Source organism: Corynebacterium sp. 74A (assembly GCF_008930665.1).
Lineage (GTDB): Bacteria > Actinomycetota > Actinomycetes > Mycobacteriales > Mycobacteriaceae > Corynebacterium > Corynebacterium megadyptis.
Genome location: NZ_PQMG01000002.1, coordinates 357,559 through 369,411, shown reverse-complemented (window position 1 = coordinate 369,411; position 11,853 = coordinate 357,559). Strand labels below are relative to the sequence as shown.

Here is an 11,853-nt window from a genome sequence, read left to right as displayed (position 1 = left end):
AAGGCGGCACTTTTTTCTTGGGTGTTCCCCTTTTTCATGGTGTAGCGTTTAGCTGTGTAACAAATGAGTCACGGTGATCGATTCACACTGTGGACGCGCTACCCCTATGCCCCGAGCAGGGGCAGGGACGTAGAGCGCCTGGCCGTCACGGGATGCGCTGGGTGTACGAATGACAGAGAGTTAAGACTTTTCTAGGAGAACCATGAATTATGCAGCCTCGCTGCGACGCAGTGGACGCACCATCGCCGCTGTGTTGCTGGCCCTCTGCACCGCGCTCGGCGTCATGGTGGCGACCAGCTCGAACGCCCAGGCCGGCAACCGCGACTGGCTGCGGCCGGACAGCACGGGACAGTGCGAGTGGGATAGGAGCATGCACTGGATTCAACGGTGTGATGTCTACTCCCCAGCTATGGGCCGCAACGTTACGGTCCAGATTCAGCCTGCTGGCCGCGGCGGCAATGCAGGCCTATACATGCTCGATGGCATGCGCGCTCTCGACACCGCCAATGCGTGGACCTTTGAGACTGCCGCGCCGAGCCTGTTCCTCAATGACAACATCACCCTCGTGATGCCGGTAGGCGGCGCTGGTTCCTTCTACACCGACTGGCACGGCGATGCCACCGTTGATCCCCGAAACTACGTGAACTACAAGTGGGACACCTTCCTCTCGAAGGAGCTGCCGGACTACCTGGCTACTCATTTCGGTGTGGCGCGCAATAACAACGCTGTGATCGGCCTGTCCATGGGCGGCACCGCTGCCATGAACCTGGCCGCCAATCACCCGGATCGCTTCCGCCAGGTCGCGTCCTTCTCCGGCTACCTCACCCAGACTCTGCCGGGCATGGAGATTCTCCTTGGCCTCGCCCTGCTTGATGTGGGCGGTTACAACATCATGAACATGTATTCCTCCATGGCGGATCCGCGCCGGGTGGCGGAAGACCCCTTCATGAATATGGATAGGCTGCGCGCCAATGGCACGAATGTCTACATCTCTGCTGCCTCCGGTATCCCGGATATCACCCGCAACTTGCCGCCGAACGTGATCGCTGCGGGCGGCTTGTTGGAGGCCAGCGCCCTTGCCTCCACCCGCATGTGGGAGGCTAAGGCCCGCACGGCCGGCCTGAACTTCACCACGAACTTCCCGCTCATCGGTATTCACGATTGGGCACAGTGGAACTTCCAGCTGCACCAGTCCGAGGGCTGGATCTTGGATGGCATGCGCGCCCGCTAAGCCCGCATAGCCACTGCGACAGCACCCGCCTCCCCGCACGAGTCACGCTCGGCAGGGAGGCGGTTTTTATATTCCCGGCGTGCGGTTTTTCGCTGCTGGTGGCGTGTCGCTGAACCTAAAGTCTAAAGTTATACTTAAACTTACATTCCAATGCGCACTCCGCGCGCGCCGGAGGAGGGGAACTTCCGGCTCCGCAGTGTGATGAATCCGAGCAGTTCGGCTCTCCGTTGGCTCCTCGCAGTCACGTGTGCCGCATTGCATGCTCGCGCTGTCGTTCGCGAGCTATCCACTCACTAGCACTAGGTTCCACCACGCCGCTTAAAGGAAAGCACATGTTCAACTCGACTTCTGCTCCTCGCACAGGTTCGTCGCGACGTTCCCTCAAGATTGCGCTCGCAGCCATCCCGACGTCGATCGCTCTTGCCGTCACCGTGCTGCCTCTGCCGCAAGCCCAGGCGCAGACGCCTGGCTCGAGCCTGAGCTCCTCTGGCTTCACTGACTCGCTGCGTCCAGAGGGCACCCCGTCGCGCACCCCGATGCGCACCGAATTTCCCGAAATCAACGGGCTGCCCGAGGGTGTGAGCGTGGCGAAGGTGGAATACCTCAGCGATCGCCACATCAAGATCTATATCAACTCCGCGGCGATGCCGGGCGAGCCGATTCCGGTGCAGGTGCTGCTGGCCCGCGACTGGTACGCCAATCCCGACGCCACCTTCCCCTCGCTCTGGGCGCTCGATGGCATGCGCGCCCGCGATGACGAGTCCGGCTGGACGATCGAAACCGATATCGAGCAGTTCTATGCCGACAAGAACATCAACGTAGTGATGCCGGTAGGCGGCGAGTCCTCCTTCTACTCCGACTGGCTCGAGCCGGACAAGGGCAAGCACTACATGTGGGAGACCTTCCTCACCCAGGAGATGGCTGCGGTGCTCAAGGAGGGCTTCCGGACCAATGATCAGCGCGCCGTGGTGGGCCTGTCGATGGGCGGCACCGGTGCCTTCAACCTGGCACAGCACCGCCCGGATCTCTTCCGCTTCGCCGGATCCTTCTCCGGATACCTGGACACCACCACGACCGGCATGCCGGAGGCTATTACCGCCGCCATGACGGATGCCGGCGGCTATAACGCCGCCAAGATGTGGGGCCCCTTCTATAGCCAGGCGTGGATCGACCACGATCCCAAGCTGGGGATCGAGGCCATGAAGGACATGAAGGTCTATGTCTCCGCCGGGTCGGGACGCGCCAGCAACCCCGCCGACCAGCAGAACTACGCCGGTCAGGGGCTTGAGGTGCTCTCGCGCTTGAGCTCCCAGACCTTCGTGAACAAGGCCAAGCAGGCCGATGTGGGCGTGATCGTCCGCTTCCGTGACTCCGGGGTGCACGCATGGCCCTACTGGCAGTTCGAGATGAAAAACGCCTGGCCGCACATCGCCGAGGCACTCGGCATGGACAAGGAGGATCGCGGCATCGAGTGCATCACCCAGGGCGCCATTGGCGAAGTGACCAAGTCCGGCCGCTGGGGCGACTGCGTCACCAACGAATACCCGGTGGCCGGCGGCGTCGCCCAGGACTTCCGTGATGGCCGCGCCTACTGGTCCGAAAAGACCGGCGCCTGGGTACTCAACGGCCGCATTAGCGCCCGCTACTCCGAGATCGGTGGTCCCAGCTCCTGGCTGGGCTTCCCGAAGACGCACGAGCGCACCACCCCGGACAAGGTGGGCCGCTATAACCACTTCGAGAATGGCTCGATCTACTGGACCCCAGACACCGGGGCGGTGGCCGTGCCCGCCGATATTGTGCGCGAATGGGGCGAGAGCGACTACGAGAGGGGTCGCCTCGGCTACCCGACCGCAGCGCCGGTGGCCGTGGGCGAGGGCCTGATGCAGCAATTCCAGGGCGGCGTTATCGCCCGCACCCCGGATAACCGCACCGTCACCGTGATCGGCGCGATCGCACAGAAGCTCAAGGATTCCGGACTGGGCGATGCCGGCATCGGCACCCCGATCGCCGCTGAGCGCCTCATCCCCGGCGGCGCCCTGCAGGAGTTCGAGGGCGGCGTGATCTACTGGAGCCCCAAGACCGGCGCCAAGATCATCAAGAATGGCCCGATCCGCGACTACTGGACCCAGCAGAAGTGGGAGACCGGCCCGCTCGGCTGGCCTACCAGCGACACCGAGGACATCCCAGCCGGTGGGCAGCGCCAGCAATTCGAGGGTGGCACCCTTGAGGCTGTCAACGGCACCGTTGTGAAGAAATAAGCGATGAAGGAAGGGCGGACCCCCATGCTGAAGCGTGCGGTTCTATGCGTGGCGGCTCTCTGTGTGCTCTCCGGCTGTGGCTCCTCAACCTCGGAGGCACCCGAGGAGCCCAAGGTGGAGTCTCTGCACCGCGAGCAGTCCACACAGGACAAGGATAAGAAGTCCAGTGAGCCGAGCTCGCCCACCGAGGAGGCCCCGGCGGATCAGAGTGCTCGGGAGATCGAGTCGATTCCGGGCGCCGAGCCGGGAGACCCCAAGGAGGTCGAGTTCTTCGAGGAACTCAAGGGCGTCGATGTCAACGGGGTGGAGGACCAACTGGTGGCCACTGCCCAAGAGGTGTGCGAAGAGGGGCGCGATTCCGTGCTGCTCAACGCCGTCGCGGGCCAGCTAGATCAGCAGGGTCGCAGCGAGCTCAACGCTGAGCAGCTGGCGGACCGCATTGCGGATGCCGCCGAGAAGGCGTACTGCTAGAGCTCATGAAAAAGCTCCTCACAATCCTTGCCGTCGTGGTCATGCTCGGCGTCATTCTGGTGGGCGTGGGCGATTGGCTCACGAGTAATCCACACAACTCCGGGCAGCAGGCATCGTCTGATGGTGAGGCCGCGGATCCTGACGGTTGCCCCCGTGTGGAGTTCATCTCTGCCCCGGGCACATGGGAGTCGAGCGCGGATGATGACCCCGCGAATCCCACCGCCAATGACCGGTCCTTCATGCTTGGCATCTCGCGGCCTCTCTCCGAGGCCTATAGCGAGCAGGATGTGAAGGTCTGGACGCTGCCTTATACGGCCCAGTTCCGCAATATCAATGCGCTCACTGAGATGAGCTATGACGATTCCCGTACCGAGGGCATTGACCGGCTCAACGCCGAACTAGTGGCCACTCATCAGCAGTGCCCAAACACCGAGTTCATCCTCGCCGGATTTTCCCAGGGTGCCGTGATCGTGGGCGATATCGTCTCCGATATCGGCAATGGCCGCGGCGTGATCCCTGCCGACCGTATCAAGGGCGCGGCGCTCATCGCCGATGGTCGTCGCGAGCCGGGGGTGGGTGTGGTGCCCGGTACTCAGGTCGGCGGAGTGGGCGCGGAGATCGCCCTGCATCCGCTCAACGCTGTGGTGCAGCCTATTGTGCCGGGGGCTACCATGCGGGGCAGCCGCGCTGGGGGCTTCGGCGAGCTCAACGATCGAGTCATGGATGTCTGTGCCCCCGATGATCCGGTCTGCGACGCGCCACGCGATGTGCGGAATGCTCTCGAGCGGGCACGCGCCATGCTGGAGGTCAATGGGGTGCACGCATGGTATGCCCAGAACGAATATGTGGTGCCCGGAACCACCGCTGATAAGTGGACGGTGCAGTGGGCCAAGGATCTTATCGGCTAGTACAAGCGCGGTGGCTCGCGCAGCGGCGATAGGGACGGTACGACCGCCCCTGTCGCCGCTTTTTGAATTTTTGCGCCACAAAGTAATAGTCTGGTAGCCGTACTTGACAATAGTCACATAAGCACCACGCGGACACAGCGCGTGCATCATCGACAGGGGTAATGCCAATGGATCTCAACGCAGTGTTGGGCAAGTTTTTTGATAGCGAAGGCAATATCGTTCTGCCTCCCATGCTGAGCCTGGCGGGGTTGGCCGAGATGTCCTATCAAGCTGGGGCTGCCCAGGGTGATGGCGACCGCGTGTGCCTGAGCTATTGGGACTATAGCGCCAGCCGCGAGGGCGAGCTGGTCACTTACACGCGTTCTCAGATCAACACCCGCATCAAAGCCGTGGCCGCGCGGCTGCAGCAGGTGAGCGAGCGCGGCGATCGGGTGGCCATCATGGCCAATAACAGCCCCGAGTACATCTTTGGTTTCCTCGGAGCGCTCTACGCGGGCACGGTGCCCGTGCCGCTCTACGATCCCAATGAGCCGGGCCACTCCGAGCACCTGCAGGCCGTCTTCGCTGATTGCGAGCCGCGCATCGTGCTGAGCAATAAGCGCACCGCAGCGGCCGTGCGTGGCTTCTTTGCCGAGCTGCCCGGCAGTGAGCGCCCGCGCGTGCTCACTGTGGACGCGCTGCCAGATTCCACGGCCGCGAAATACGTCAACCCCATGTCCGATCCGCAGGCCATGGCCGCCCGCGCGATGCTGCCGCTGGATATGCCGGCTTTTCTGCAGTACACCTCCGGCTCCACCCGCACTCCGGCGGGTGTGGTGCTGAGCAACCGCTCCATCATCACGAATGTGCTGCAAATCTTCCGCGCCGTGGACATTAAATTCCCGCTGCGCCTGTCCACCTGGCTGCCTCTGCACCACGACATGGGCATCATTTTGGCTATCTTCGTGACCATTCTGGGCCTGCCCCAGGAGCTGATGTCTCCCCGCGATTTCGTGCAGCGCCCCTCCCGCTGGCTCAACCAGCTCAACCGCCGCGAGGGCGATCAGCACGTCTACACGGTAGCCCCCAACTTCGCCTTGGAGCTGGCTGCCCGCTACCCCGAAGGGGCAGAGGATCTGGACCTCTCCGCTGTTGAGGGACTGATCTGTGGCTCCGAGCCGGTCACTGAGGCCGCCGTGGAGGCCTTCCTTGGCGCCTTCGAGGCGCAGGGCTTCCGCCGTTCGGCGCTGCGCCCCTCCTATGGTTTGGCCGAGGCATCACTCATGGTCACCACACCGCAGAGCGGGAATTGCCCAGTGATCAGCCACTTCGATCGTCAAGCCCTGTCTGAGGGGCGCGCAGAGATCCGCGAGAAGTCGGAGACCACCGTGGCATTTGCCTCCAATGGCGAGGCCGTGCCCACTCAGCTCTGCACCATCGTGGACCCCGAGACCCGCACCGAGCTGCCTGATGGTCAGATCGGCGAGATCTGGGCGCACGGTGACAACATGGCCCAAGGCTATTTGGATCGCCCCGATGAGACTGTTGCCACCTTCCGCAATAAGCTGGCCGCGAAACTCGACGATTCCCGCGTGCCCACCGCTCCAGAGGACGGCTACTGGATGGCCACCGGCGACTTGGGCGTGATGTTCGAGGGCGAGCTTTATATCACCGGCCGACTCAAGGACCTCATCGTGATTGCGGGCCGTAACCACTACCCGCAGGACATTGAATACACGGTGGCGTCGGCAAGCGAGCATGTGCGACCCAACTGCGTGGCTGCCTTCGCCATCGAGGGAGATGACGTGGAGAAGCTCGTGATTCTCGCGGAGCGCGATCTCTCGGCCGGGGAAGACGGCGATGAGCAGGCTATCCAGGATATCCGCGCTGCCGTGGTGCAGGGCCATGGCGTGCAGCCGCACGAGGTACGCATCCTGCCGCCGGAGGGCATCGCCCGTTCTTCGAGCGGAAAGATTGCGCGCAAGGTGAGCCAGCGCCAGTATCTAGCAACTATTTAGTAACATAACGGTAACGGCCGCATTCTGGCGGCTTCTCTCCGCGGGTATCGCGGCGAACGCTGTTACTGTGGCCCTCCACCGGGATTCAGTGTGTTCCACCGGATCATGGGTGTGAGGGCCGTTTTCTGTCGTAGTTAGGTGAGTTGTGAACGAGAACCAGGGTCAAGGTCCTACCTCCGTGAACGAGCTGTCGGCGTGGCTGACACGCTGGGTAGCCGAGAACACTGAGCTATCCGTGGACGACGTGGACGTGGATACGCCCATGCAATCGTTCGGGCTCTCCTCCCGCGATGTGGTGATTCTCTCCGGCGAGCTGGAGAATCTCACCGGGGTGCAGCTCGACGCCACGGTCGCGTACCAGCACCCCACTATTCGGGCGCTGGCGGAGTTCGTCTCCGGCGGTGGGGCACACGCCCCGGCCCCGAGCTCCGCCTCGGCCGCGTCGCGCCTGCAGGGTGGCATGCTCACCCCGGGCACGCATGATATCGCCATCGTCGGTGTGGCCGCTCGTATGCCGGGCGCGTCCTCCGCGGCGGAAATGTGGGAGCGGGTAGTCGACGGCGAGGTCATGACCGGCGATCTGCCGCTGGGCCGCTGGTCCGAATACGCCGCCGATGAGGTCACCCAGGCCCGCTTGAGCAAGGTGCCCACCACGGGCGGCTACCTCGATGACATTCAGAGTTTCGACGCCGAGTTCTTTGGTCTGTCTCCCGTGGAGGCCGCCAACATGGACCCGCAGCAGCGCCTGACCCTCGAACTCACGTGGGAGGCGCTGGAGCATGCCGGCATTCCCGCGAACACGCTGCGCGGCACCCGCACCGGCGTGTACATGGGCTCGTCCAATAATGACTACGGCATGCTGGTCTCCGCCGACCCCAATGAGATGCACCCCTATGCACTCACCGGCACGGCCAGCTCCATCGTTCCGAACCGCGTCTCCTATGCCTTCGACTTCCACGGCCCCTCGGTGAGCGTGGACACTGCGTGTTCCTCCTCGTTGGTCGCTGTGCACCAAGCGGTGCGCGATTTGCGCGCCGGGGAGGCCGACACCGCCATCGCGGGCGGCGTGAACGTGCTGGCTGCGCCCTTTGTCTCTATCGCCTTCGGCGAGCTGGGTGTGATCTCGGAAGAGGGGATCAAGGCCTTCTCCGATGATGCCAAGGGCATCGTGCGCTCCGATGGGGCGGGGGTGCTGGTGCTCAAGCGTGTCGACGACGCGCTCGCGGCAGGCGATTCCATCTTGGCCGTGATTAAGGGCTCGGCGGTGAACTCTGATGGCCGCTCGAATGGGCTGACCGCCCCGAACCCGGAAGCCCAGGTGGATGTGCTGCGTCGCGCCTATGCCGATGCCCAGGTGGATCCGGCCGCAGTGGATTATGTGGAGGCCCACGGCACCGGCACGATCCTCGGTGATCCCATCGAGGCCCAGGCACTCGGCGCGGTATTGGGCGCGCAGCGCGGCAACGCCGAACCGCTGCTGCTGGGCTCCGCCAAGACCAACTTTGGCCATACCGAGTCTGCGGCGGGTGCTGCGGGCATGATCAAAGTAGTGCTGAGCATGATGCACGATACGGTGCCGCCGCTGGCGGGCTTTAGCTCGCCCAACCGCTATATCAACTTTGACGCCGATCATCTCGAAGCCGTGGAGGATCCGCGGGAGTGGCCCGAGTACTCCGGCCACAAACTAGCCGGTGTGTCCGGTTTCGGCTTCGGCGGCACCAATGCCCATGTGGTGGTCTCTGAGTTCCTCGCCTCGGATTATGAGCAGCCGCGCCCCGTGCAGGAGCCGCAGCTCGGCGGCGAGGGCGCGCTGGTAACCGTCTCCGGGCTGGTGCCCTCGCGCCGCAAGGCGGCCGCCGCTGCCCTAGTGGAGTGGATGGAGGCCCACCCCGAGGCCACGCCGGTGGAGATCTCTCGCGCCACCGCCAAGCGCAATCACGGCCGCTCCCGGGCCGCCGTGGTGGCGCAGGATCGCGAGGAATTGCAGAAGCGACTGAGCCTGGTCGCGGAAGGCAAGAAAGCGCACGGTATCGCTGTGGCGGATGCCCCCGCCCAGAACGGCCCGGTCTTCGTTTACTCCGGTTTTGGTTCGCAGCATCGCAAGATGGCCAAGGATCTTTTCACCTCCTCCTCGCTATTTGCTGCGCGTATCCGCGAGCTGGATGAGATCATTCGTTTCGAGTCCGGGTGGTCGCTGGAGGAGCTCATCCTCAACGACGAGCTGAACTATGACACCGAGACCGCGCAGGTGGGCATCACCGCCATCCAGATCGCGCTCACCGACTACATGGCTGAGCTGGGGGTGAAACCGGCAGCCGTGATGGGCATGTCCATGGGCGAGATCGCCGCCGCCTATGCGGCCGGTGGCCTCAGCGCCGCCGATGCCATGCTGATCGCCTGCCACCGCTCCCGCCTCATGGGCGAGGGCGAGCGCTCCTTGCCCGAGGACGAGCTCGGCGCCATGGCCCTGGTGGAGACCGCCTCCAATGACCTCCCCGAGGGAATCGAGCCGGCCGTCTATGCCGGCCCCGGCATGACCACCGTCGGTGGGCCGCGCGAGGCCGTCACCGCCTTCGTGGAGCAGCTGGAGTCCGAGGGCAAATTCGCCCGCCTGCTCAACGTCAAGGGGGCGGGTCACACCAGTGCGCTGGACCCGATCTTGGGCGAGCTCTATGCAGAGATCGCCCCCATCGAGCCGCAGCCGATATCCATTCCACTGTTCAGCTCGGTGGAGCGCGGCCGCGTCTACACCCCGGGCGAAGTGGTGCACGGTGCTGACTACTGGGTCACCTGCACCCGCCACTCGGTGTGGTTCCAGGACGCCACCGAGCAGGCTTTTGCGCATGGCTATGAGACCCTCGTGGAGATCTCTCCGAACCCAGTCGCACTCATGCCGATGATGAATACTGCCTTCTCGGTCGCTAAACCGGATGCGCAGCTATTGTTCCTGCTCAAGCGCAAGGTTCCGGCGGAGGATTCGCTGCGCGAGACCCTCGCCAAGCTCTATGTCCAAGGCCAGCCGGTGAACGCTTCTGTGCTCTTCGGCGATGGCCCCTGCGCGGAGCTTCCCACCATGCGCTGGAAGAAGCAGCGCTATTGGACGGCCGCCCGCCCGGCCGGCGGTTCTCCGCAGCTGCCCGGCTCCAAGGTGGTTCTTCCCGACGGGACGGTCGCTTTTTCCACTCAGGCGGATCTCGTCCCCAGCTCCCATGCGCTTATCGACGCCGCCGCCCAGGCCCTTCTGCCCGGTGCCCAGGTCGTGCTCGTTGAGGATCGCAATCCGCTGGCGCCCACCGGCGAGATCACCACCACGGCCTCCGCCTCCCTTGGCGGCGTGGATGTGCGTGTTTACGCCATCTCCGGCAGGGAGAGCACGCTGGTGGCGGAGGGCTTCGCCGCTTCCCCGAGCATCGCCGAGGCCACCACCGCCGGGCCCGCCCCAGCGGCTGCGGCTGCCGGCGCGGCTACAGCCACCCCGCCCCCTGGGGTGGAGGATGCGGAATTCGATGTGCAGGTCTGGGACCCCACCTCCGGGGAAACCGTGGAGGAGCGACTGCGCATGATCGTCTCGGAGTCGATGGGCTATGACCTAGAAGATCTGCCCGCCGAGCTGCCCCTGATCGATCTCGGCCTCGATTCCCTCATGGGTATGCGCATCAAGAATCGCATCGAGCACGATTTCCAGATCCCGCCGCTGCAGGTGCAGGCGCTGCGCGATGCCTCCGTGGCCGATGTGGTGCAGATCGTCACCGAGAAGGTGCACAGCCGCGACACCGCAGCAGAGTCTGCGGCGGCTACGGCAGCACCCGCGGCCGAGCCGGAGACCTCCCAGCCGGAGGCTGCCGCGCCAGAGGGCGACGTCGATAAGCGACCCGGCGAGGAGGGCAACGGCGTGGGCGTGGCCCCGCGTGATGCCTCGGAGCGTCTCGTCTTTGCTACCTGGGCCGCCATCACGGGCCGGGCGGCGCGGGGTGTGACGAGCGCGCTGCCGGAGATCAGCGAGGAGCAGGCGGAACAGATGGCGGCTCGACTCACTGAGCGGTGCGGCGTGGACGTGTCTGCGGATGCGGTGCGCGCGGCCGAGAGCCTCGAAACGCTGGCCAACCTGGTGCGCGAGGGGCTCGAAACCGAGGTGGAGGGCACTATTCGGGTGCTGCGGGAACGCCCCGAGGGCTCCACATCCCCGGCGCTGTTCATGTTCCACCCGGCCGGTGGTTCCTCGGTGGTGTACCAGCCGCTGATGCGGCGCCTGCCGGAGGAGGTTCCGGTCTATGGCGTGGAGCGGCTCGAGGGAAGTTTCGCGGAGCGCGCCGCGGCATACGTGGACGATATCGTTGCCCGGGCGGATGGCCACCCGATTGTGCTGGGCGGCTGGAGCTTCGGCGGGGCACTGGCCATGGAGGTCGCCCGCCAGCTGCAGGGCACGGCGAATGAGCCCAAGCTGGTGGCGCTATTGGACACGGTGCAGCCCTCGGAGAAGGTGCCGGACACCCTGGAGGAGACCAAGGCGCGCTGGGGTCGCTATGCGGCCTTTGCCAAGAAAACCTATGGCATCGACTTCCCCGTGCCCTATGACTTGCTGGAGTCCGCCGGCGAGGAGGCGCTGCTGGGAATGCTCACGGAATTCCTTGCCACCACCGATGCCAGCGAGCATGGTTTGAGCGCCGGGGTGCTGGAGCATCAGCGGGCCAGCTTTGTGGATAACCGCATCCTCGATCAGGTGGATTTCCACACCTGGGCGGAGGTGCAGTGCCCGGTGGTGCTCTTCCGCGCGGAACGGATGCACGATGGCGCAATCGAGTTAGAGCCACGATACGCGTCGATTGACGAAGACGGCGGCTGGTCGAGTATCGTGGATGAGTTAGAAATTGTGCACCTCAAGGGCGATCACCTCGCAGTGGTGGATGAGCCCGAGATTGCAAAGGTGGGCTCGTATCTGAGCCGCCGCATAGTTGAACTCGAGTAGCAAGAGGATAAACGATAGTGAA

6 protein-coding genes are annotated in these 11,853 nt (G+C 64.4%); all 6 read left to right on the top strand.

The annotated features are described in order from the left end of the window. The first annotated feature begins 202 nt into the window (after positions 1-202). A complete protein-coding gene (locus GBB11_RS04645; protein WP_151549405.1) occupies positions 203-1,231 on the top strand; it encodes an alpha/beta hydrolase family protein in 1,029 nt (342 codons plus the stop codon). Positions 1,232-1,563: 332 nt separating this feature from the next. Further along, positions 1,564-3,489 carry an alpha/beta hydrolase-fold protein gene (locus GBB11_RS04640; RefSeq protein ID WP_192796306.1) on the top strand — a complete coding sequence of 642 codons (1,926 nt, stop codon included), beginning with the start codon at positions 1,564-1,566 and terminating at the stop codon, positions 3,487-3,489. A gap of 24 nt (positions 3,490-3,513) precedes the next feature. Next, positions 3,514-3,960 (top strand): DUF732 domain-containing protein, encoded by a 447-nt coding sequence (locus tag GBB11_RS04635; protein WP_192796307.1) that lies wholly within the window; start codon positions 3,514-3,516, stop codon positions 3,958-3,960. 5 nt (positions 3,961-3,965) lie between these two features. Further along, a complete protein-coding gene (locus GBB11_RS04630) occupies positions 3,966-4,868 on the top strand; it encodes a cutinase family protein (RefSeq protein ID WP_151549407.1) in 903 nt (300 codons plus the stop codon). A 167-nt stretch (positions 4,869-5,035) separates the two neighbouring features. Then, complete coding sequence (locus tag GBB11_RS04625) at positions 5,036-6,865, top strand: FadD32-like long-chain-fatty-acid--AMP ligase (protein ID WP_151549408.1); 1,830 nt, start codon at positions 5,036-5,038, stop codon at positions 6,863-6,865. A gap of 145 nt (positions 6,866-7,010) precedes the next feature. Beyond that, a complete protein-coding gene (pks13, locus tag GBB11_RS04620; protein WP_151549409.1) occupies positions 7,011-11,831 on the top strand; it encodes a polyketide synthase Pks13 in 4,821 nt (1,606 codons plus the stop codon). Positions 11,832-11,853: the final 22 nt, after the last annotated feature.